The sequence below is a fragment of the Microbacterium schleiferi genome, assembly GCF_038150145.1.
Taxonomy (GTDB): domain Bacteria; phylum Actinomycetota; class Actinomycetes; order Actinomycetales; family Microbacteriaceae; genus Microbacterium; species Microbacterium schleiferi_B.
The window spans coordinates 325829-348448 of record NZ_JBBWSA010000001.1; the positions used below are offsets into that span (position 1 = coordinate 325829).

Sequence of the window (22620 nt, forward strand, 5' to 3'; positions counted from 1 at the left end):
AGTGGTTCCCACCTCTCGACAGGATGTCGCGCTCTCCCCTCGGAGAGCCCCCTCCTCCCGGGGATGGCGAGGTCTTCCTCGCGCTCTGAGCGAATGGCTCTCAGACCTCACCTCGGCGCGCGTCGGAGTTGAACCGATCGCCTCCGGGACGCTGACCAAGGTCGTCGGGATCTGGGCGATCGGCCGCGCAGTCAACCTCGGGCTGCTGTGGATGTTCTTCGAAATCTCGCGGCTCGCTGACCTCGGCTTCGGCCCGTTCGGCATCCACGTGCGCACGTTCCTCACCTTCCTCACGGGGTGGGACGCCGACCATTACCTCAACATCGCGCGCACCGGCTATCCGATCCGGCTTCCTATGGAGGAGGGGATCGTCCAGACCAACGACTGGGCGTTCCTGCCGGTCCTGCCATTCCTTGAACGGGTGGGCCATGACCTGACCGGTGTGAACGAGGGAATCATCGGGATCATCGTCAGCATCGCGGCGAGCCTCGGCGCTACCCTCGTGCTTTTCCTCTTGCTTCGGCGCGTCACAACTCCGCAGGCATCCTGGTGGGGCATCGTCCTGTTCACCTTCGCGCCCCTGTCGTTCGTCTACGTGCTCGCGTACGCCGAGTCGCTGTTCCTGCTGCTCGTTTTCACAGCGCTGCTCCTCGCGATAAAGCGCCAGTACCTCCTCATCCTGCCGGTGGGTGTACTCGCGGCCTATACCCGGCCCGGCGTCCTCGCTCTCGCGCTGGGCCTCGGTATCGTCTTCCTCGTGCGCTGGGTGCAGCACCGCACCGACCCGTTCCCCTGGAGCCAGCGCCTGAGCCTTGCCGCGAGCGGGATCGCGATCGCGGCCGCTGGCCTGTCGTGGACCTATATCGCCGATGCCGTCACCGGCATCCCGCACGCTTACGTTCGTACTGAGACCGCCTGGTGGATTCCGCTCGTCGGCACCGGTGACTTCGTGCCCATGACGCCCTGGTTCCGGTTCTTCGGCACGTATCTGAACGTGTTCGGCATCCTGCTCGTGCTGGCGATCATGGCGGCTTTCGCGTGGTGGATGTTCTCCAAGCCCACGCGCAAGCTCGGTCTCGTGATCGTCGCGTACGCGGCAAGCTACGGGCTGTACCTGTTCGGTGTCTTCCTGCCCCAGCAGTCGACCTTCCGCATCATGATGCCGCTTTCGCCCCTTCTTGGCGACGAACGGTTCTCGTCGACGCAGCATCGCAGGCAGTGGCTCCTGCTGGGCTGCCTCGGACTGCAGGTGGTGGCAGTGTTCCTGCTGTGGACCATCGGGTATCCGTGAGCGGTCGCGCTCCCGGTGTGACATCTTCCGACGAAGCCCCGACGGGTTTTCGTCAGCACCCCGTCTCGTTCGTCCGCCGTAGCGGCCGGATGTCGGAGGCGCAGCAGCGCGCGTGGAACGACGTCAGTCCCCGGATGCTGATCCCCGTCGAGCGGGACGCTGCCTCCACGAGTATCCGAAAGGGTTCGACCATCGACCCGGCGGCGGTGTGGGGACGCACTGCGCCCCTGATCGTCGAGATCGGATCGGGCCAGGGCCACGCGATCGTCCATGCGGCAACCACCCAGCCGGGCGCGAACTTCCTTGCTGTCGAGGTCTTTCGGGCGGGGCTTGCGCGCACGATGCTGGATGCCGACCAGGCGAACCTCGGCAACATCCGACTCGTCGAGGGCAACGCTCCCGAGGTTCTCGAGCATCTCCTGCCCTCGGCATCCGTCGATGAACTGTGGATCTTCTTCCCCGATCCCTGGCACAAGAAGAAGCACACCAAGAGGCGGCTAGTTACTGCCGAGTTTGCGGCGCTCGCGGCATCCGTGCTCCGGCCCGACGGCCTGCTTCGACTTGCCACGGACTGGCAGGACTACGCCGACCAGATGGTTTCGGTGCTGGATGCCGCGCCGGGGTTCACGCGCGCCTTCGACGGCGACTGGGCGCCACGCTTCGACGGTCGCGTGCTTACGGCGTTCGAACGCAAAGGCACTCGTGCCGGGCGCGAGATCCGTGACCTGACCTACCGGCGGTCTGCGTGAGCAGCCACGCGGATGCCGCGCACGGCGCTCCGCACCGGCTCCCCGCGATCTCATGGCGCGTCGTGCCGGCCCTGCTGGTCGTGCTGGCAGCTCCCGCGTTCTTCGTCGCCCTGATGCCCTGGCTCGGATGGACGCTCCTGGCGGCGGGCATGATCGCGGCGGTGCTGGTGGAGCGGTTTGCGCCCGCTGCTGGCCGCCCGAGCGTCCGGGCGGGGACCCGGCAGGATACCGCCCGCGTCGTCTCTCGCGACCCCTCGATCGTGCGGGATCTCTCGCTCATCGCCATAGGGATGCTGATCGTCAGCGCCATCCCGCTCAAGGCCGAGCTCGACAACCTCGCCATCCTTCGGTTCGGGGTGGCACTCGGGGGAGCGGTGGCAGTTCCCTATCTCGTCTCGCGGTTCGTCTACCGGGATCGGGCGATCGGATTCCCCTGGCGGGGCGGTGGGCGCTGGAACTGGTTTCAGTGGGCCTGGCTTGTGGGTGTGCTCGTGCTGGGGTGGCTCATCCTGCCGTTCTACTTCATCACCTCAGGCGTGTACCTGAACTGGCCGGTCGTTGACACTCCCGATCTCATCGCACGCTTGTTCGTCGGGGTCGGTGCCGTGGGCATCTGGGATGAGCTGTTCTTCATCTGCACGGTCTTCGTCCTGCTGCTGCGGCACATGCATCCGGTCACCGCGAACCTGCTGCAGGCCGTCGTTTTCGTCTCGTTCCTATGGGAGCTCGGCTACCAGGCGTGGGGCCCGCTCCTGACGATCCCGTTCGCGCTCCTGCAGGGCTACATCTTCCTCGTCACGCGCTCGCTCGCATACGTCGTCACCGTGCATCTGCTCTTCGACGCGGTGGTCTTCGCGGTGCTGGTCCACGCGCACAATCCGGGGTTGCTGGATGGGTTCTTTCTCGTCTGAGCAGCCCGTGACGGCGACCGGGTCCTTCGGCTCTTGCGTGCCGACCGAGCTTCAGCCACGCTGATGCCACGAGTGAATCGCTCGACCCCGCTGTGGCCATTATCGACGCCCACGCCCTCGCCCTGAACACGCTTCCGTTTCGCGATGATCGTGACCTCGTCGCCGCCGAGCGCGGCTTCCTCGGAACTCTTGACCCCCTCGTGATCACGGATGCCGCAGGCGAGGTCGTCCGAGACGGCGAGAGCTACAACTTCCTGCAGGGCGAGCCCCCGGCATCCGTGCACCCGAGCCTGTGGCGTCAGTCCCAGCTGGCAGCGCGGCACGGCCTGTTCGAGGTCGTTCCCGGGGTCTATCAGCTGCGCGGCTTCGACCTGTCCAACATCACATTCGTGGAGGGCGAGACCGGGGTCATCGTCATCGATCCGCTCATCTCCAGCGAGACCGCCGCAGCGCCCTCGCGTTGTACCGCGAGCATCGGGGTGAGCGGCCCGTCGTTGCCGTCATCTACACCCACAGCCACGCCGACCACTTCGCCGGGGTCTTCGGCGTGACGTCCCAGGAGGAGATCGACTCCGGTACGGTGCAGGTGATCGCGCCCGAGGGCTTCGTCGCTCACGCTGTGGCAGAGAACGTCTATGCCGGAACGGCGATGGGACGCCGCGCCGGGTACATGTACGGTGCCGCGCTTCCCCGAGGGCCGCGCGGCCAGGTCGGCACGGGCCTCGGACAGACGACGTCCACGGGCTCGATCGGCCTCATCGTGCCCACCCTCGACATCCGCGAGACAGGCGAGCGACACACGATCGATGGAGTGGAGATCGAGTTCCAGATGGCGCCCCGCACCGAGGCGCCGGCCGAAATGCACTTCTACTTCCCCGCGTTTCGCGCGCTGTGCATGGCCGAGAACGCGACCCACAACCTGCACAACATCCTCACCCTCCGCGGTGCGCGCGTGCGCGACCCGCACGTGTGGTCGCAGTACCTGACCGAAGCCATCGAACGGTGGGGCGAGGCATCCGATGCCGTGTTCGCCTCCCACCACTGGCCGACGTGGGGACGTGACGAGATCGTCGAGTTCCTCTCGACGCAGCGTGACCTCTATGCCTACCTCCACGACCAGACACTGCGGATGCTGAACCAGGGCATGACCGGAGCCGAGATCGCCGAGGTCATCCAGCTTCCGCCCGCGCTCGAGAACGCCTGGAACGCCCGCGGCTACGACGGATCGGTCAGTCACAACGTCAAGGCGATCTACCAGCGCTACATGGGCTGGTTCGACGGCAACCCGGCGCGCCTGTGGCCGCACCCGCCGGCTGCTCTGGCGGAGCGGTACGTAGCGGCGCTGGGTGGGATCGACCGGGTCATCGAGCCCGCGCAAGCTGCGTACGACGAGGGAGACTTCCGCTGGGCGGCGACCCTCCTCGACCATGCTGTCTTCGTGGATGCCAAGCACGGCGGCGTGCGCGACCTCTATGGTGCGACGCTTCGTCAGCTCGGGTACGGCTCCGAGAGCGGCACCTGGCGCAACTTCTTCCTCTCCGGTGCCACCCAGCTCCGTGAGGGAAACCTCGGAACGCCGACACGTCCGAACGCCCCCTCGATCGTTGCGCAGCTCTCGCCCGAGCAGCTGCTGGATTCGATCGCCATTTCGATGAACGGCTCTGCGGCATGGGACCTGGATCTCGCGCTGGATCTCGTCTTCACCGATCTGGACGTCACCTACCGCGTGACGCTTCGCAACGGGGTGCTCGTCTGGTCGTGCGGTCGGATGCAGCCGCCGGCCCACTGGTGCTGCGGATGCCGAAGCTGCGTCTGCTCGCGCTGCTCGGCGGAGACCGCACGAGTCCGGGTATCGAGGCCGAGGGCGACATGCGGGTGTTCGAACAGCTCGCCGCCGTGCTCGAACCCGGAGACCCCAACTTCGAGATCGTCCTTCCCTGACCACCAGGATGCCTCGCCGCGGGCTTGTCAGCGCCCGAGACGCTTGTCGAGCCAGTCGAACATGCGCTCGTCGGTGAGTAGGCGCCCGAGCGGCTGACAGTGGTAGTCGGCGCCTTCGTCTGCAGTGAAGGGCTGAAGCGTGGCATCCGGCACCATCGCAGCGAGCTGCTCGGACTGGCCCGGCCAGAACTGCTCTTTCTCGGGTGAGGTGATCAGCAGCGGCGTGGAGATCTTAGCGGCATCCTCGGGCTCGAGCCGGTAGCGCAGCATCTCGACCATGGTGTCGTACGGGCTGTCTTTGCCGAACGGCTTGGCGCGGAAGTTCCACAGACGCGAGACGGACTTCGAGTAGCGCAGGGCCATCTCCATCCCGCGGTCGAACTTCTCTTTCTCGCCCTTCTCGACGAGTTCCATCTCGGATTTCGGGATGCCGGCGCGCCAGGACTGCGATACGTCGACGACTCCGGGGTCTGCCACTGCCGCGGCGATCCGGTGCTCGAACGTGAGGGCCCGGGGGAGCCAGTACCCGGCCTGGCTGATGCCGTACGCGGCGATACGCTCGGCATCCACGTCGTCCCGACCAACGAGCACATCAACGACGGGCGTCATGACCGCTTCCCAGTCGTAGCGGAACGGAATGCCCTTGTCGAAGAGCATGGACTGCTGACCGGGGCCGTCGAACATGAGCACGTTGTACCCGCGGTGCAGCCCTCCAAGCCCGCCGGTCGCCCACATGCTGCTGATGGACCCGTCGCTGCCGTTGACCAGGATGAGGGTCGGTGCCTTTGCGCCATCCGTGCTCGCTCTGAAGAAGTAGCCCGGCATCGTCGTGTTCTCGTACGGGATAGCGAGGCGCTCTGCGGGGTACGGTGCGCGATCGACGAACGCATCCCATGCTGCCCGGTGGGCGCGGAAGGTGTGCTGCAGCTTGTCGGCGTCGCCCAGGGAGGCCGCTGCGTTCACCGCGGGGGCGTAGGCGTTCGCCGCACGAAGGTATGCCGCCGCGGCACTGGTCTGGTGTCCGGCATCCGCTGATGCCGCCGCCTGCGACGCAAGGCGCTCGCCGAGCGCGCTCCACGCCTGATACCAGCCTTCGTGGTCACCGTCTTTCACCTCCGCGATGGTTCGCAGCACTTCGCCGACATCCGAGCCACCGTAGGGGGCTTGTCCGAGCTGGATGCGCACTTCGAAGTCGAAGTCCTCGCTGTAGAAACCCGTTTCGAACACGTCGTGCGCGTGCCTGCTGAATAGATTCGCCATCATCTCTCCCCGAGTGTCGTCGGGGGCAGGCTATCGGGGCGCTCGCGGCGGCGAAAGTGGTGTGCCCCCGCGCCCTACCGCCGCTCCACGCGCCGCTGCGCGGCCCGCGGAGCCTCCGGCGGCAGGGGCCCGCCTGACGGTGGGTGTAGAAACGGCGAGAGGACCGCCCCTTCGGGACGATCCTCTCGCCGTAACGTGCCCCCGCGCCCTACCGCCGCTCCACGCGCCGCTGCGCGGCCCGCGGAGCCTCCGGCGGCAGGGGCCCGCCTGACGGTGGGTGTAGAAACGGCGAGAGGACCGCCCTTCGGGACGATCCTCTCGCCGTAACGTGCCCCCGACAGGAATCGAACCTGCGACCTTTGGTACCGGAAACCAACGCTCTATCCCCTGAGCTACGGAGGCGTACCGATCGAGATTACCATCGCCCGCCGGCCCCGCCCTGACCGCCCCGACCACGGGGTGACGGGATGCGTCATCCGCCCGTCTTCGCGGCGTGCGAGGATACTCCGGTGCATCGCATCGTGACCGCTGAACTGGACCTGGAGCTCCGGGCATCCATCGACCTCATCTTCCAGATCGCCGTCGCCCAGCATGCACCGGTTCTGAGCGAAAATCTCACCTTCACGCAGGGGGACCGTGTCTACACGCCGATCGAGATCATCGACCAGACCGGCAGTCGCTTGCACCGCTTTTGCGGCGAGCCGGGGGCCCTTGAGGTTCGATATGACGCCGTCGTCGACGAGCAGGTGACATCCCGGCCGACGAGCGACCTCGAAGCGATCACCTACCTGCGTCCGAGCCGATACGCCCAATCCGACGAGGTGTTCTCGCAGGCCCGGCGGCAGTTCAAAGGCCTCGTCGGCGAGGAGCTTCTGCTCGCCGTCTCGGAGTTCGTATCCGAGACGGTGACGTACACCCCGGGACTGAGCCTCGGCACCGACTCAGCGGTCACGACGCTGATGACCGGGCAGGGTGTGTGCCGCGACTACGCCCACCTGGTCATCGCACTTCTTCGTGCGATGGACGTGCCAGCCCGTTACACCGCGTGCTATGCGCCGGGTCTTGAACCGATGGACTTCCACGCCGTCGCCGAGGCCTACCTCGAGGGTGCCTGGTACGTCATCGACGCCACGCGGCTGGCTGACCGGCGATCCCTCGTGCGGATCGCGACCGGCCGGGATGCCGCGGATTGCGCCTTCCTCAGCTACCACGGCGGAAACCTCAGCCTCGATCGGATGCGTGTGGATGCGCGAATCGCGTCACCCGACCCGGATGCCGCACCCGAGGCATCCGCCCCCGACGCCGTCGACGACTTCGCCTCGCTCGTGCAGCTGGCCTAGCAGCGAAGTAGCCACGAACGCGCCGAGAATCCGATAGGGCGCCGCTGACACAAGTCCCCGAGCGGATTCTCGGCGCCGGATCGGATTCTCACCTGTGCGCATCGACGCGGGAGGGGAGGGTGCGCCGCGCGCCTAGACTGGATCGGCCATGAACCCCGAAGCACTCTCCGCCGCACTCCTCGCCGTGATCACGCCTCTTGCCGAGGCTCGACGCGACGGTGCGGCATCCGATCTGACCGCCACAGACCTGCCGCTCGAGCGACCCAAGAATCGCGACCACGGCGACTGGGCCTCCAACGCGGCGCTCAAGCTCGCGAAGAACCTCGGCGTGAACCCGCGCGAGTTCGCCGCCGAGATCGCGGCGGGGCTCGAGCAGGTTGACGGCATCGCGAGTGTCGAGGTAGCGGGTCCCGGGTTCATCAACATTCGGCTGGATGCGGCTGCCGCCGGCTCCCTCGCCAAGACGATCGTCGACGCCGGGGCGGCGTTCGGTACGTCGACGGTGCTCGCTGACCAGGTCATCAACCTCGAGTTCGTCTCGGCCAACCCCACGGGTCCGATCCACATCGGCGGCACCCGGTGGGCTGCGGTGGGCGATGCCCTCGCCCGCATCCTCGCCTCGCAAGGTGCGAGCGTCACGCGGGAGTACTACTTCAACGACCACGGTGCCCAGATCGATCGCTTCGCGCGCAGCCTCGTCGCTGCGGCCGAGGGTCGGCCGGCGCCCGAGGACGGATACGGCGGGGCCTACATCGCCGATATTGCGGCGAGGGTGACGGATGCCTACGCCGGCGACCTCGCCGCCCTGGATGCCGAAGCCAAGCAAGAAGCGTTCCGCGAACTCGGTGTCGGATTCATGTTCGACGAGATCAAGCAGAGCCTGCACGAGTTCGGCGTCGACTTCGACGTGTACTTCCACGAGAACGATCTGCACGCATCCGGGGCCGTGACCCGGGCTGTGGATCGGCTGCGCGATCTCGGCCACATCTACGAAGCCGACGGTGCGATCTGGCTGCGCTCGACCGACTTCGGCGATGACAAAGACCGCGTTGTGATCAAGAGCGATGGCCAGCCCGCGTACATCTCGGGTGACCTCGCCTACTACCTCGACAAGCGCGAGCGCGGGTTCAACCGTTGCATCATCATGCTCGGGGCCGACCACCACGGTTACGTCAAGCGACTCATGGCGATGTGTGCGGCTTTCGGCGACGAGCCCTATGTGAACCTGCAGATCCTCATCGGCCAGATGGTGAATCTGCTGCGCGAGGGCCAGCCGGTGCGGATGTCCAAGCGTGCCGGCACCGTTGTGACCCTCGAAGACCTCGTCGAGACGGTCGGGGTGGATGCCGCCCGCTACGCCCTCACGCGTAGTTCCACGGATTCGAACCTCGACATCGATCTCGACATCCTGCAAAAGCGTACGAACGACAACCCGGTCTTCTACGTGCAGTACGCGCACGCCCGAACCCACAACGTCGGGCGCAATGCCGCAGCGGCAGGTGTCGACCGCAGCGTGTTCGCACCCGAGACGCTCACGCACGAGACCGAGTCTGCCCTCCTGGGCGCGCTGCAGGAGTTCCCTCGGACTGTCGCGTTCGCCGCGGAGGTGCGCGAGCCGCACCGCATCGCCCGCTACCTCGAAGAGCTCGCTGGCCTGTACCACCGGTGGTACGACAACTGCCGCGTGATTCCGCTCGGCGATGACCCCATCGAGCCGGTTCACCAGACGCGGCTATGGCTCAACGACGCCACCGGTCAGGTGCTTCGCAACGGGCTGACGCTGCTGGGCGTCGGAGCTCCCGAACGGATGTAGCCCCATGACGGATGCCGAACACCCGACTGACCCGCTGCCGGACCTGCGCGCGGGCTGGGTGCTCGCGGTTCCGGAGGAGCCGAAGAAGCGTCGCCGGGTGTGGCCGTGGCTTGTTGCAGCTGCGGCCGTGGTGATCGTCATCCTCGTCGTGGTCGTCGTCAGTGTCGAGACCGTGGTGCGATCAACGATCGAGGCGGGTATCGCCAGCCAGGCGCGGACGGGTCTCGACCTGCCCGCCGATCAGTCCGTCGACGTGTCGATCCAGGGCCCGCTCACTCTCCAGCTACTCACCGGCAGCCTCGACGACCTGCGGCTCTCATCCGACGACGTGCCGCTCGGTCCGACGACGGCGGATATCGACGTCACCCTGCAGGGGGTGAGCACGACAGCGCCGTACACCGTGGGTGCGGGAGTTGCCACGGTGACTCTCGACCAGACTCAGGTGGCAGCCCTCACCGACAGCGTCGCCCAGATCGACATCGTCGATCTCACGCTCGAGGACCCTGCGATCGTCGTCGGAACTGAGCTCTCATTGTTCGGGTTCGGCATCCCGGTGTCACTTTCGCTGGTGCCCAGTGCCGAGGCTGGCGAGCTCGTGCTTCGGCCCGAAAGCCTGCAGGTCAGTGGACTCGCGGTGACTGCTGACGGCGTGCGGGACCAGTTCGGGTCTCTTGCCGACCCCATCCTGCAGGACTGGCAGATCTGCGTTGCGCAGTACCTGCCTGCCGGAGCGACGCTCACGGCGGCCTCCGTCACGGGCGAGGAACTTGTCGGCACGTTCGACATCGATGGCCGGATGCTGGATGACGCCGCCTTGCAGCAGAACGGCACCTGCTAACGAGCTCCGCCCGTTGTGCCAGATCTGCCTGACTGCTAGCAGATGTCAGACAACCGATATCTGAAATCAGATGGAAACGTTGCGGATGTCGACGCGAAACGCTGGCTCCCTAGCTTCGTGGTGTCGGCACGTCCGTGTCGGTCCCCTCGATCCCGGAGTCTGCTCGCTATGACCACCCCGTTCTCGCCCCGCCGTGTCCGTGCCGCCACCGGATTGGCGGCACTGCTCACAGGCCTTCTCGCGCTTGCCGCCTGCTCCTCCGAGGCCTCAGAGATACCGGCCTCGGCATCCGCAGATCCGAACTCCCAGACTGTTCCGGCAACGATCCAGCTCAGCTGGATCTTCAACGAAGAGTTCGCCGGAGAATACTTCGCCGAAACCGCCGGCTACTACGCCGATGCGGGGCTCGGCCCCGTCCAGCTTGTTCCTGGGCCTTCCGCCGGGGTGCCCGAGCTCATCAGCGGGACGGCCGACGTCGCGTTCAGCGATGCCGTGACCATCGGTGCCGCGGTGGCTCGGGAGCAGGCTCCCTTGAAGATCCTCGGTGCCGTGTTCCAACAGAACCCATTCGCGGTGCTCTCGCTGGCGGGGGGCGCAGACATCGCAACGCCGCAAGACATGATCGGCAAGCGCATCGGCGTTCAGGATGGCAACTCCGCACTGTTCTCAGCACTGCTCGCGGCGAACGGAATTGGTGCTGACGAGGTCACGGTCGTGCCGGTGCAGTTCGATCCGGCTCCGCTCGTGAACGGTGAGGTCGAAGGATTCGTCGCCTATCTCACGAACGAACCGCTCGTGCTCGAGGCGCGGGGGATCGCCACGACCACCCTCCCCTTCGCGACCAACGGGCTGCCGTTCGTTGCGAAGACCATCACTGCCTCCGACGAGACAATCGCCGAGAACCGCGAAATGCTCAAGTCCTTCCTTCGTGCCGAGATTCAGGGGTGGGCGGATGCGCTGGAAAATATCGACGAGACCGTGCGTCTGGTGACGGAGCAATTCGGTGCTGATCTTGATCTCGATCCCGTCGCCGTGCGCGCCGGTGCCGAGGAGCAGAACACGCTCGTCGTCTCGGACGAGACCGTTGCCAATGGCTTGTTCACCATCAGCCCAGAGCTCCAGGAGCGTACTCTCGCGAGCCTGTCCGCCGCAGGGATCGAGGTCGCGGCAGACGATCTGTTCGATCTGACTCTGCTCGCCGAGGTCTACGCCGAGTTCCCCGAGCTCATCGAGCTTGGCTCCTGACCCTGCTGATGGGCTGCGCCGTGACGCGCAGCCCATCAGCAGATGACAACCACGCAGAAAGGGACCGTCAATGACAGTTCGCATGATCATCGACACCGATACCGCACAGGATGATGCCTTCGCACTGCTGATCGGACTGCGCGACCCGCGCGCGCAGCTGGAGGCCGTCACGATCAACTACGGCAACGTCGACTTCGATCAGATGGTCGAGAACGCGCTCTACACGATTGAGGTAGCGGGCCGCGGGGGAGATGTGCCCGTCTACGAGGGGGCGCGGTTGCCCTTGCTGGCACCCTTCGATGACTCGTCCTACGTTCACGGTGCCGACGGATTCGGCGGTGCGAACTTTCCCCGAGCACAGCAGCGTCCCGAACCCGAGAACGGCGTCAGTGCTTTGCTGCGTCTCGTCGCCGACAACCCGGGCGAATTCACGATCATCGCCCAGGCGCCGCTGACAAACCTCGCGTTGGCCGCCGCGGCGGACCGATCCTTCGCCGGGAACGTGAAAGACCTCGTCATCATGGGGGGAACGAACAACGCGGCCGGCAACATCACGGCAGCGGCTGAGGCCAATTTCTTCCACGACCCTGAGGCTGCCGCGATTGTGCTGCGTGCGGGCTTCCGCACGACGCTCGTCCCCTGGGATCTGGTCATGCGCCAGGGAGTGTTTGGTCCGGACAAGCTGCAGCGCATCGAGAGCTTGGATACGCAGGCATCCCGGTTTTTCGTTTCAGCAAACCGCGGCACTCTCGCGTACAACAAAAAAGCTCATGGGATGGATGGCAGTACTCACCCAGACTCCATTGCGGTTGCTATCGCCGTGGAGCCGCGGATCGTTACGAAGGCGAGCGACTACTATGTGGACGTCGAGACCGCACACGGCATCGCCACCGGCTTCTGCCTGGTCGACTCGGTGCGTCGATCTGGTCGCGAGCCAAATGCGCGCGTGATCGAGGAGATCGACGAAGATCTTTTCTTCCAGACCATGCTTGGCGTCCTCTCGTGAGCGTTCGGCCCGTGCGGGGAGGAGGATTGTGATCACCCAAACGCTAGCGAGGAGAGATCGCCGTATGCCGCTCGAGCCGTTGTCCCTCACCGTCGGTCAACCGCTTCGGGTCGCGGTCTACAACAGCATTTCCCGCGCTATCCGCAACGGGACCTACCCCCTCGGATCGGTGCTGCCCAGCGACGCGGAGTTCTGCACGACTCTCGGTGTAAGTCGACCGGTCGTACGCGAGGCGATGTTGCTGCTCGAAGAGGACCGCTTGATATCGACACGTCGCGGTATCGGTCGCTTCGTCAGCGATGCGATTCCCCGGATCGGCCTCGAGCGCGTGCGCGGACTCGAGCTTCTTCTCGGCGAATCCGTCGGTTCGATCTCGGTGGATCGGCTCAGCCATGAAGTTCAGCCGGCGTCTGATTTGCTTTCTCAGGCCCTCGGGCTCGAACCTTCCGCTGCGGTATGGACGTGGGAGTCGGTGCTGCGACGCGCGGGAACTGAGCTGGCACTCACATTCGAGGCGGTTCCCGCAGCAGGTTCCGCGTTCCTTGATCCCGCAACTGACACCATGCCCGAAGCCACCGCGTTGACTCGGCTCCTCGCATCCGTCGACTCGTCCCACGTATCGAGTACCTGCGACATCTCCGTGGGTGTTCTCGGTGACCACCGCGCCACAGCTCTTGGCGCCGAGCCCGACACGAGCGCGCTCATTCTCACGCAACGTGTTTTGTATCGCGGCGTGACAGTGCTCTATGCCAAGGATGTCATTCTGTCGGCGGCGGGCACCATCTCACTCCTGCAGAGCGCATGATGGCGGGCGCGCCCCTGCTGATCAATCTGCACTCGCACCTCGAAGGGCGGGTGCGTCCGAGTACGGCGGCCCAGATCGCGCGAGAGCTCGGGATGCCCGATGCCGACCGCGACTGGACGGCGGCGCTGCAGTTGGATGGGCCGGCAGATCTCACCACGTACCTCGTGAAAGTCGTTGCGACGTTTCCGTTCTTCTCGCGGCTCGATCTGCTCGAGCGGATCACGCGCGAAGCCGTCGAGGATGCTGCAGCCGACGGTGAGGATCACCTCGAACTGCGGTTCGGTCCCGCCTCGCATGCGGCAACCCTCGCCGAACTGGATGCCGTGATCGCCGCGATGTGTTCGGGCATTGCGGCAGGCATCGCGGGCACCGGGATCTCTGCTGGCGTGGTCGTCGCGGCTCTGCGCAGTGACCCGACCGGGGTGAACGAGGCGGTGGCCCGTGCTGCGGCGCGTGCGGCCGGGACCGGTGTTGTCGGATTCGATCTCGCAGGTGACGAACTGCTCTTCCCCGACCTCGAGCGCTACCGCGACGCTTTCGCCATCGCGCGCAGTGCGGGCCTGGGTATCACGTGCCATGCCGCCGAGGCGGCATCCGGGCGCGCGGCTCAGCAGGCCGTGGAGCTTCTCGGCGCGACCCGCATCGGCCATGGCGCACGCATTGCGGAGGAGCCGGACCTCATTGGCTGGTTCGTCGAGCGTGACATTGCGATCGAAGTGTGTCCGACCTCGAACGTCTACACGGGTGCTGTGACGTCGATGGATGATCACCCGGCGGCGCGGTTCGCCCGCGCCGGTGCCCGGGTCGTCCTCGGCGATGACAACCCACGTCAGACCGGCTCGCTGCTCTCGAACGAGGTGGCTGTGCTGCGCAACGACCTCGAGTTCGATGACGCGATGATCGCGGCGCTGGCACGGCACAGCGTGGATGCGGCGTTCGTCGCAGACGGTGTGCGACAGGACTGGCGGAGCCGACTCGAGAGCGGCTCGTAACCCCGCGCGGGCGCGGGGAGTGCAGGCTGGCGGATTCCTGGGCGAGGATACCCGGTGCCCTAGACTGACCGGAGTGTCTCGGCGCGTGCGCTGACCGCCCGGGATCTGCTCGCGCCGCTTGTTCGGCGCCGAAGACTTCACCGATTGGCTCCGCGTGTCCGCCCACCCGACTTCCACCCCGCCCGTTCCGGCGTGGCTGGACGTGCCGTCGGATCCCAACGACCTGGTCGATGGTGTGTGGCCGACGGATGCCGCGCGCGATGCTGACGGCGAACTGGTCATCGGGGGAGTCGCGGCATCCGCGCTCGCTCGGGACTACGGCACGCCGCTGTACGTCCTAGACGAAGACGACGTGCGTTCCCACGCTTCCCGCGCCCGCGAAGCTTTCACATCCGCGGCGGCGCGGCACGGCGTTGCGGCGCGGGTGTACTACGCGGGCAAGGCTTTTCTCAGCACCGAGGTGGTGCGCTGGGTGACGGATGCCGGGCTCGCCGTCGATGTCGCCAGCGGCGGTGAACTCGCCGTCGCCCTGGCGGCGGGTGTCGATCCGGCCCGGGTCGGGGTGCATGGCAACAACAAGAGCGTCGCCGAACTCGAACGAGCCGTCGCCGTCGGTGTCGGCTCCATCGTCGTCGACAGCTTCCAGGAGATCGAGCGTCTCGCTGCCGTCGCGGAAGCTGCCGGCGCCGTGCAACCCGTGCTCATTCGCGTCAATAGCGGTGTGCACGCGGAAACCCACGACTTCCTCGCGACAGCACACGAGGATCAGAAGTTCGGTTTCACGCTCGCGGATGCCGTCCTGGCTGCCACCCGAGTGCGCGAAGCCGTGGGCCTACGACTGGTCGGACTCCACTGCCACATCGGTTCGCAGATCTTCGGCACCGCCGGGTTCGCCGAGTCGGCAGCCCGGATCGTGGGTCTCTACGCAGACCTGCAGGGCGGCACGGATGCTGCTGAAGACCTCCAGGTCCTGAACCTCGGCGGCGGATTCGGTATCGCCTACACGCGTGCCGACACCCCGACCGCGATCGAGGTTCTCGCTGATGGGATCGTCGACGCGGTAGCTGCCGAGTGCGCCGCGCGTGGCATCCGGATGCCGAATCTCGCCTTCGAACCCGGCCGCTCGATTGTCGGGCAGGCTGGCGTCACCCTCTACACGGTGGGCACCACGAAGGCCGTTGCTCTTGAACACGGCCTCGAGCGCCTGTACGTGAGCGTGGACGGCGGCATGAGCGACAACGCAAGACCGGCGCTGTACGGCGCCCAGTACAGCGCACGCCTGGCCTCCCGGGTCAGCGATGCGGGCCCACACCTGGTCCGCGTCGTCGGCAAGCACTGCGAGTCCGGCGACATCGTCGTGGATGCCGAGTACCTTCCCGCCGATGTGGCGCCGGGGGACATCCTGGCCGTCCCCGCGACCGGTGCGTACTGCTTCTCGCTTGCCAGCAACTACAACTTTCTCCCGCGTCCGGCCGTCGTGGCCGTCCGGGACGGGCGCTCGCGCGTGATCGTGCGCGGTGAAACCATCGATGACCTGCTGGCGCGTGACGCCGGCATCCTCCCGACCGAAAGGACGGCATGACCGACTACCGCCGCCTCCGCGTGGCGCTGCTGGGCGCTGGAGCCGTCGGCTCCCAGGTCGCCGCGCTGCTGCGTCAGCACGCCGATGAACTGGCAGACCGCGCCGGAGCCCGCCTCGAACTCGTAGGCATCGCCGTACGCAACCCTGATGCACCCCGCGATGCTGACCTGCCGCGCGAGCTGTTCACGACCGATGCCGAAACCCTCATTCTCGGCGCCGACATCGTCATCGAGCTGATGGGCGGCATCGAGCCTGCCCGCACGAGCCTGCTCCAGGCGATCGGTTCGGGTGCTGACGTCGTCACGGCCAACAAGGCGCTCCTTGCCACGCACGGGCCAGAGATCTTCGAGGCAGCCGACCAGGTCGGCGCACAGGTGTATTACGAGGCTGCAGCCGCCGGCGCGATCCCCATCATCCGTCCCCTTCGCGACTCGCTCGCCGGCGACCGGGTGCAGCGCATCATGGGCATCGTCAACGGCACCACCAACTACATCCTCGACCGGATGGACACTGAGGGTGCCGACTTCGGCGAGGTGCTCGCGCAGGCGCAGGCCCTGGGCTACGCCGAGGCCGACCCCACGGCCGATATCGAGGGATACGACGCGGCGCAGAAAGCCGCGATCCTCGCGAGCCTCGCCTTCCATACGTCGGTGCCGCTGGAAGCGGTTCACCGCGAGGGAATCACCGCGATCGACAAGCCGATGATGGATGCCGCGCGCAAGGCGGGTTATGTCATCAAGCTCCTCGCGGTGTGCGAGCGTGTGTCGAACGGCTCGGGCGATGCCATCTCCGTGCGCGTCTACCCCGCTCTCGTGCCTCGCGAACACCCACTTGCGAGCGTCCACGGGGCCAATAACGCCGTGTTCGTGCAGGCAGAGGCTGCCGGCAACCTCATGTTCTATGGGGCCGGAGCGGGCGGTGTGCAGACGGCATCCGCGGTTCTCGGCGATGTCGTTTCGGCAGCGCGCCGTCACATCGCCGGCGGCGTCGGAGTGGGTGAGTCGACCCGCGCGAACCTGCCGATCCTGCCGATCGGTCACGTGACGACCCAGTACCAGATCACCCTCGAGGTCACGGACGAGCCCGGGGTCCTCGCGACCGTGGCGGGCATCCTCAGTGAGGGACGGGTCTCGATCGCAACCGTCGAGCAGACGGTTGCCGAGGCATCCACTGACCCGCTCGCGCGGGTCTCGGCCGACCCGACGGGTGTTGCGCGTCTGGTGATCGGCACCCACAAGGCTTTGGAGCAGGATCTCAGCGAGACGGTCGATCGCCTCGCTGACAGTGACGTCGTGGACCGGGTCGTTTCGGTCCTGCGAGTAGAAGGAGATTGACGTGGCACACGTGTGGCGCGGAGTCATGAACGAGTACGCCGACCGTCTGGGGGTGACGGCGGAATCGACCGTTGTCTCGCTCGGCGAGGGTGGCACACCCCTCGTGCCGGCCCCGGCGCTGTCCAAGCGCACCGGAGCCCAGGTCTGGGTGAAGTTCGAGGGTATGAACCCGACGGGTTCTTTCAAGGACCGCGGCATGACCGTAGCCTTGTCGCGGGCTGTCGAGCACGGCGCGAAGGCTGTCATCTGCGCCTCGACGGGCAACACCTCGGCATCCGCCGCGGCCTACGCCGCCCACGCCGGGATTACGGCGGCGGTGCTCGTTCCCGAGGGCAAAATCGCCATGGGCAAGCTCAGCCAGGCGGTCGCGCACAACGGTCAGCTCATCCAGATCCGCGGCAACTTCGATGACTGCCTCGAGATCGCCCGCGAGCTTGCCGATAACTATCCGGTCCACCTCGTGAACTCCGTGAACCCTGACCGTATCGAGGGTCAGAAGACCGCGGCCTACGAGATCGTCGAGGTCCTCGGCGACGCCCCCGATTTCCACTTCATCCCGGTCGGTAACGCCGGCAACTACACGGCCTACTCCCGCGGTTACCGCGAGGAGGCCGAGCGCGGTGTCGCCACCCGTGTTCCGCGGATGTTCGGGTTCCAGGCAGAGGGAAGTGCCCCGCTCGTGCGCGGCGAGGTCGTGAAGAACCCCGAGACGATCGCCACCGCCATCCGCATCGGCAACCCGGCTTCCTGGGAGCTCGCACTCGAGGCGCGCGCCGCAACTGACGGCTGGTTCGGCGCGATCGATGACGAGCGGATCCTGGCCGCCCAGAAGATCCTTGCCGGTGAGGTGGGCGTCTTCGTCGAGCCGGCGTCGGCAATCAGCGTCGCAGGTCTTCTCGACCGGGCAGAGGCGGGCGTGGTCCCGGCAGGTTCCACGGTCGTGCTCACTGTGACCGGTCACGGGCTCAAGGACCCGCAGTGGGCCCTGCGCAACGCCGACGGCTCGGAAGCCCGGCCGACCGTCGTTGACGCGACAACCTCCGAAGTGGCGTCGGTGCTGGGGCTCGCGCGCGCGGAGGCAACCGCGTGAACGCAGCCCGGGTTGCTGAGCGCTCGGTCGCGGTGCGCGTGCCCGCGACCAGCGCGAACCTGGGTCCCGGATTCGACACGCTGGGGCTCGCGCTCAGCATCTACGACGATCTCGTCGTGACCTCCCTCCCGGACCCCGGGCTCGACATCGAGGCCGAGGGCGAGGGTGCCGACGAGATCCCGCGCGACGAGTCGAACCTGCTCGTGCGGGCCATGGCGTACGCCTTCGAAGCCGTCGACCGCCCTATGCCGGGCCTACGTCTGCGGGCTCGCAACATGATTCCGCACGGACGCGGACTCGGGTCTTCGGGCGCTGCGGTCGTTGCCGGCATCCTGGCCGTCAAGGGACTGCTCGAGGGGGATGTCGAGATCGGCCCCGACACGATGCTGCGCCTGGCAACAGAGCTCGAGGGGCATCCCGACAACGTCGCCCCAGCGCTGTTCGGCGGTCTCACCATCGCGTGGATGGATGAGGCGATGCCGCAGCACAAGAAGCTGCTGGTGCACCGGGGAGTCTCGCCGGTCGTCTTCGTCCCGAGCTTCACGATGTCGACGAGCGTCGCACGGAGTCTCCAGCCGCTGCAGGTACCCCGCGAGGATGCGGTCTTCAATCTTTCTCGGTCGGCGCTGCTGATCGCGGCGCTCACACAGAGCCCGGAGTTGCTGCTTGCCGCCACGGAAGACAAGCTGCACCAGAACTACCGCGCGCAGGCGATGCCCGAAACCGACCGGCTGGTCCGGACGCTGCGCGAACACGGCTTCGCGGCTGTCGTCTCGGGAGCAGGCCCGAGTGTGCTGGTGCTCGCCGACGGGCCCGGTCGTCGCCTCGAGGCGGCGGCCGTCGCCGAACGGGTCACGGACACCCCGTGGCAGGCGCACATGCTGGCCGTGGACGTCAAGGGTGGTACAGTGAAGGAGCACGCGGGGGGTTCCACGTAACTCGTGAATCTGGCCCCCGCCGCATATCTGCGAAGCCTCCGCAATTCCCTCGATCTCCCGAATCCGGACATCTCTGCCCGGATGGAATCGAGGAGAGGCCGATGAGCACGAGACACTGAGTCCCGCTCAGCACCTCGAGCCCGTCGCGGCGGCTTCTTCATCCGTGCGGATCCGCACATCATTCGATTCACCGCACATTAGGTACACAAGGGAGTACTCGTGGAGTCCATCTCCGAGGTCCAGACCGACGCGTCCGAGAGCGACGCTGTCGAGCAGACCACCCCCGCGGCCGACGAGGCCGCCACCCAGACCGAAACCGCAGCTTCGGAGTCCACCGAGGCGCCGGCAGCCGACGCCGAGGCTTCGGATGCCGACGCAGACGCTCCGGTGACGGAAACCGAGGCAGCGGAGCCTGCGGCAGCCGAGGCGCCTGATGGTGAAGCCGCCGCCACCGAGGGAGCTGAAGCGGCCGACGCTGCTCCAGCCGCTGACGTCGCTGATGCGGCCCCCGCGGCCGAGCCCGCCGAAGCCGCTGAGGCAGCCCCCGCGGCCGAGCCCGCCGACCAGCCGGCAGCCGAGGCTCCGGCACAGGCAGCAAGCGAAGCAGCTCCGGCCGAGGAGAAGTCCGCCGAAGCGCCCACCAAGCCGGCGCGCAAGCGCGCACCTCGCCGTGCCAAGAGCACCGACGTTCCCGCCCAGACTCCGGCTGACGAGCCCCCGGCCGACCAGCCCGCCACTGAGGCGCCGGCCGAAAAGCCCGCCGAAGCATCGAACGACAAGCCCGCGGATGACAACAAGGCTGCGGACAAGAGCGACGCGGCCGACGGCGCTGCCGCCGAGGCGGCAGCGACAGATGAGTCCTCGACGAGCGCCGATTCTGGCGAGTCCTCGACCAGCACCGACTCCGGTGACGATGCCGGTGAGGAGTCCACGCCGAGCCGTAGCCGCAGCCGCAGCCGCAGTCGCAGCCGCAACCGCGCATCCGGCACCAGCGGCAACGCCTCGGGCAACGGAGGCAACGGAAACGGCAATGGCGGTGCCTCGGCCGGTTCCGAGCAGTCCAAGTCCACGGATGCCGACGACGACAGCGGCTCGACCAGCGGTCGCGGTCGCCAGCGCAACAAGCGCCGCGGTCCGAATCAGAATGACGAGTTCGAGCCCGAGGTCGGCGAAGACGACGTTCTGATTCCGATCGCCGGCATCCTCGACGTGCTCGACAACTACGCTTTCGTCCGCACCACCGGCTACCTCCCGGGCCAGAGTGACGTGTACGTCTCGCTCGGCCAGGTCAAGAAGTACAACCTGCGCAAGGGTGACGCCGTCGTCGGTGCCATCAAGCAGCCGCGCGAAGGCGAGCAGACCGGCCGCCAGAAGTACAACGCGCTGGTGAAGGTGGATGCCGTCAACGGCCTGTCCGTCGAGGACGCGGCCAACCGCGTCGAGTTCGGCAAGCTCACGCCGCTCTACCCGCAGGAGCGCCTGCGCCTGGAGACGGCTCCCGAGAAGCTCACGCAGCGGATCATCGACCTGGTCGCCCCGATCGGTAAGGGCCAGCGCGGCCTGATCGTCGCGCCCCCGAAGGCCGGTAAGACGATCGTGTTGCAGCAGATCGCGAACGCGATCGCGACGAACAACCCCGAGGTCCACCTCATGGTTGTGCTCGTCGACGAGCGGCCCGAAGAGGTCACCGACATGCAGCGGACCGTCAAGGGCGAGGTCATCGCCTCGACCTTCGATCGCCCCGCTGAAGACCACACGACGGTCGCGGAGCTTGCCATCGAGCGGGCCAAGCGTCTGGTCGAGCTCGGCCGCGACGTTGTCGTGCTGCTGGATTCGATCACCCGGCTCGGCCGCGCCTACAACATCTCGGCACCGACCTCGGGGCGCGTGCTCACCGGCGGTGTCGACGCCTCAGCGCTCTACCCGCCCAAGCGCTTCTTCGGTGCCGCACGTAACATCGAAAACGGTGGATCGCTCACGATCCTCGCGACGGCGCTGGTCGAGACCGGCTCCAAGATGGACGAGGTGATCTTCGAAGAGTTCAAGGGCACCGGCAACAGCGAACTGCGCCTGAACCGCCAGCTCGCTGACAAGCGCATCTTCCCTGCTGTGGATGTCAACGCGTCGAGTACTCGTCGCGAAGAGATGCTGCTCTCGCCCGACGAGGTCAAGATCACCTGGAAGCTCCGTCGCGCTCTCGCGGGCCTGGACCCCCAGCAGGCGCTCGAGGTCGTGCTCGGAAAGCTCAAGGAAACGCAGTCCAACGTCGAGTTCCTCGTGCAGATGCAGAAGTCGATTCCGGCACCGACCTCCAACGGTCACGGTGCTGGCGGACACGGCCACGGTCACGAGAACAGCATCCGCTGACCCGGCGGCATCGAGATGGCCGAGCCGGCGATGTTCGACTCCGTCCGTGCGCTGATCGACGAGCACCGCGAGGTGCAGATCGAACTGTCTGACCCGGCGGTGCACGCGGACCCCGCCCGCGCGAAGCGGGTGAACAGGCGGTATGCCGAGTTGAGTCGGATCGTCGCTGCCCACGACGCGTGGGTGGCGGCATCCGATGACCTGGCCGCTGCCCGCGACCTCGCGCGCGAAGACGACGCCTTCGCCGAAGAGGTTCCGGCCCTCGAGGAGCGACTGGCCGACACCCAGGAACGACTGCGTCGTCTTCTGATTCCGCGGGATCCGGATGACGCACGCGACGTGATCATGGAGATCAAGCAGGGCGAGGGTGGGGCAGAAAGCGCCCTTTTCGCGGCAGACCTGCTGCGGATGTACCTGCAGTACGCCGCCTCGAAGGGATGGAAGACCGAGCTCCTCGAACGCAACGAGTCAGACCTCGGCGGGTTCAAGGACGTCCAGGTCGCGATCAAGGGTTCCTCAAGCGATCCGGCGCAGGGAGTGTGGGCCCATCTGAAGTACGAGGGCGGTGTGCATCGCGTGCAGCGCGTGCCCGCCACGGAGTCGCAAGGGCGGATCCACACCTCGACGACCGGTGTGCTGGTCTTTCCCGAAGTCGACGAGCCCGAAGAGATCCACATCGATCAGAACGACCTGAAGATCGATGTCTTCCGTTCGTCGGGCCCCGGCGGCCAGTCGGTGAACACGACGGACTCCGCGGTGCGGATCACGCACCTGCCAACCGGAATCGTGGTGTCGATGCAGAACGAGAAGTCGCAGCTGCAGAACCGCGAGGCGGGGATGCGAGTGTTGCGCGCCCGGCTGCTGGCCAAGCAGCAGGAAGAGCGGGACGCCGCGGCATCCGATGCCCGTCGCTCGCAGATCCGCGGGATGGATCGCTCGGAGCGCATTCGCACGTACAACTTCCCCGAGAACCGCATCGCCGATCACCGGACCGGATACAAGTCCTACAACCTCGACCAGGTCATGGACGGCGCGCTCGAGCCGATCATCGCGTCGTGTATCGCCGCCGATGAGGAGGAGCGGCTCGCCGCTCTCGGGGCCGACGCGGGCTGATCCTG

19 protein-coding genes and 1 tRNA gene are annotated in these 22620 nt (G+C 66.7%); 18 read left to right on the top strand and 2 right to left on the bottom strand.

Features of this window, described 5'->3' with window-relative positions:
• The first annotated feature begins 1 nt into the window (after position 1).
• From AADH62_RS01425 to AADH62_RS01445, 5 genes are all read left to right on the top strand, one after another.
• Positions 2 to 1291, top strand: a complete 1290-nt coding sequence (locus AADH62_RS01425) for a hypothetical protein (RefSeq protein WP_341577949.1) — start codon at positions 2 to 4, stop codon at positions 1289 to 1291.
• Positions 1292 to 1308: 17 nt separating this feature from the next.
• On the top strand, positions 1309 to 2040 hold the full coding sequence (trmB, locus tag AADH62_RS01430) for a tRNA (guanosine(46)-N7)-methyltransferase TrmB (protein ID WP_425355630.1): 732 nt from the start codon (positions 1309 to 1311) through the stop codon (positions 2038 to 2040).
• Positions 2041 to 2153: 113 nt separating this feature from the next.
• Positions 2154 to 2951, top strand: coding sequence for a CPBP family intramembrane glutamic endopeptidase (locus AADH62_RS01435; RefSeq protein ID WP_341578020.1), 798 nt, complete (start codon positions 2154 to 2156; stop codon positions 2949 to 2951).
• Between the two features lie 92 nt (positions 2952 to 3043).
• Positions 3044 to 3502 carry a hypothetical protein gene (locus AADH62_RS01440; protein WP_341577950.1) on the top strand — a complete coding sequence of 153 codons (459 nt, stop codon included), beginning with the start codon at positions 3044 to 3046 and terminating at the stop codon, positions 3500 to 3502.
• Positions 3412 to 4989: an alkyl/aryl-sulfatase gene (locus AADH62_RS01445; protein WP_425355631.1), complete on the top strand. Its 1578-nt coding sequence runs from the start codon at positions 3412 to 3414 to the stop codon at positions 4987 to 4989. Before AADH62_RS01440 ends, AADH62_RS01445 begins: the two co-directional genes overlap by 91 nt.
• Here AADH62_RS01445 and AADH62_RS01455 read toward each other — a convergent pair.
• Together AADH62_RS01455 and AADH62_RS01460 are read right to left on the bottom strand one after the other, a co-directional pair.
• Positions 4920 to 6152, bottom strand: coding sequence for a dipeptidyl aminopeptidase (locus AADH62_RS01455; RefSeq protein ID WP_341577951.1), 1233 nt, complete (start codon positions 6150 to 6152; stop codon positions 4920 to 4922). The genes AADH62_RS01445 and AADH62_RS01455 overlap by 70 nt on opposite strands.
• A gap of 329 nt (positions 6153 to 6481) precedes the next feature.
• Positions 6482 to 6554 (bottom strand) — tRNA-Arg (locus AADH62_RS01460).
• 65 nt (positions 6555 to 6619) lie between these two features.
• Here AADH62_RS01460 and AADH62_RS01465 point away from each other — a divergent pair.
• From AADH62_RS01465 to prfA, 13 genes are all read left to right on the top strand, one after another.
• The gene (locus tag AADH62_RS01465) at positions 6620 to 7492 is read left to right on the top strand and encodes a transglutaminase family protein (RefSeq protein ID WP_341577952.1); all 873 of its coding nucleotides are present in this window, start codon (positions 6620 to 6622) and stop codon (positions 7490 to 7492) included.
• 148 nt (positions 7493 to 7640) lie between these two features.
• On the top strand, positions 7641 to 9305 hold the full coding sequence (gene argS / locus AADH62_RS01470) for an arginine--tRNA ligase (protein WP_341577953.1): 1665 nt from the start codon (positions 7641 to 7643) through the stop codon (positions 9303 to 9305).
• Positions 9306 to 9309: 4 nt separating this feature from the next.
• Complete coding sequence (locus tag AADH62_RS01475) at positions 9310 to 10143, top strand: DUF2993 domain-containing protein (protein ID WP_341577954.1); 834 nt, start codon at positions 9310 to 9312, stop codon at positions 10141 to 10143.
• 168 nt (positions 10144 to 10311) lie between these two features.
• Positions 10312 to 11388 (top strand): ABC transporter substrate-binding protein, encoded by a 1077-nt coding sequence (locus AADH62_RS01480; RefSeq protein WP_341577955.1) that lies wholly within the window; start codon positions 10312 to 10314, stop codon positions 11386 to 11388.
• Between the two features lie 70 nt (positions 11389 to 11458).
• On the top strand, positions 11459 to 12394 hold the full coding sequence (locus AADH62_RS01485; RefSeq protein ID WP_341577956.1) for a nucleoside hydrolase: 936 nt from the start codon (positions 11459 to 11461) through the stop codon (positions 12392 to 12394).
• Between the two features lie 64 nt (positions 12395 to 12458).
• Positions 12459 to 13199, top strand: a complete 741-nt coding sequence (locus AADH62_RS01490; RefSeq protein WP_341577957.1) for a GntR family transcriptional regulator — start codon at positions 12459 to 12461, stop codon at positions 13197 to 13199.
• Positions 13199 to 14191 carry an adenosine deaminase gene (gene add, locus AADH62_RS01495; protein ID WP_341577958.1) on the top strand — a complete coding sequence of 331 codons (993 nt, stop codon included), beginning with the start codon at positions 13199 to 13201 and terminating at the stop codon, positions 14189 to 14191. The genes AADH62_RS01490 and add overlap by 1 nt, the downstream gene beginning before the upstream one ends.
• A gap of 154 nt (positions 14192 to 14345) precedes the next feature.
• Positions 14346 to 15773, top strand: a complete 1428-nt coding sequence (lysA, locus tag AADH62_RS01500; RefSeq protein WP_341577959.1) for a diaminopimelate decarboxylase — start codon at positions 14346 to 14348, stop codon at positions 15771 to 15773.
• The gene (locus AADH62_RS01505) at positions 15770 to 17107 is read left to right on the top strand and encodes a homoserine dehydrogenase (RefSeq protein ID WP_341577960.1); all 1338 of its coding nucleotides are present in this window, start codon (positions 15770 to 15772) and stop codon (positions 17105 to 17107) included. The genes lysA and AADH62_RS01505 overlap by 4 nt, the downstream gene beginning before the upstream one ends.
• Before the next feature lies 1 nt (position 17108).
• Positions 17109 to 18197, top strand: coding sequence for a threonine synthase (gene thrC, locus AADH62_RS01510; protein WP_341577961.1), 1089 nt, complete (start codon positions 17109 to 17111; stop codon positions 18195 to 18197).
• Positions 18194 to 19135: a homoserine kinase gene (gene thrB, locus AADH62_RS01515; RefSeq protein ID WP_341577962.1), complete on the top strand. Its 942-nt coding sequence runs from the start codon at positions 18194 to 18196 to the stop codon at positions 19133 to 19135. The genes thrC and thrB overlap by 4 nt, the downstream gene beginning before the upstream one ends.
• 219 nt (positions 19136 to 19354) lie before the next feature.
• Positions 19355 to 21502 carry a transcription termination factor Rho gene (rho, locus tag AADH62_RS01520; protein WP_341577963.1) on the top strand — a complete coding sequence of 716 codons (2148 nt, stop codon included), beginning with the start codon at positions 19355 to 19357 and terminating at the stop codon, positions 21500 to 21502.
• Positions 21503 to 21532: 30 nt separating this feature from the next.
• Positions 21533 to 22615 carry a peptide chain release factor 1 gene (prfA, locus tag AADH62_RS01525; protein ID WP_341577964.1) on the top strand — a complete coding sequence of 361 codons (1083 nt, stop codon included), beginning with the start codon at positions 21533 to 21535 and terminating at the stop codon, positions 22613 to 22615.
• Positions 22616 to 22620: the final 5 nt, after the last annotated feature.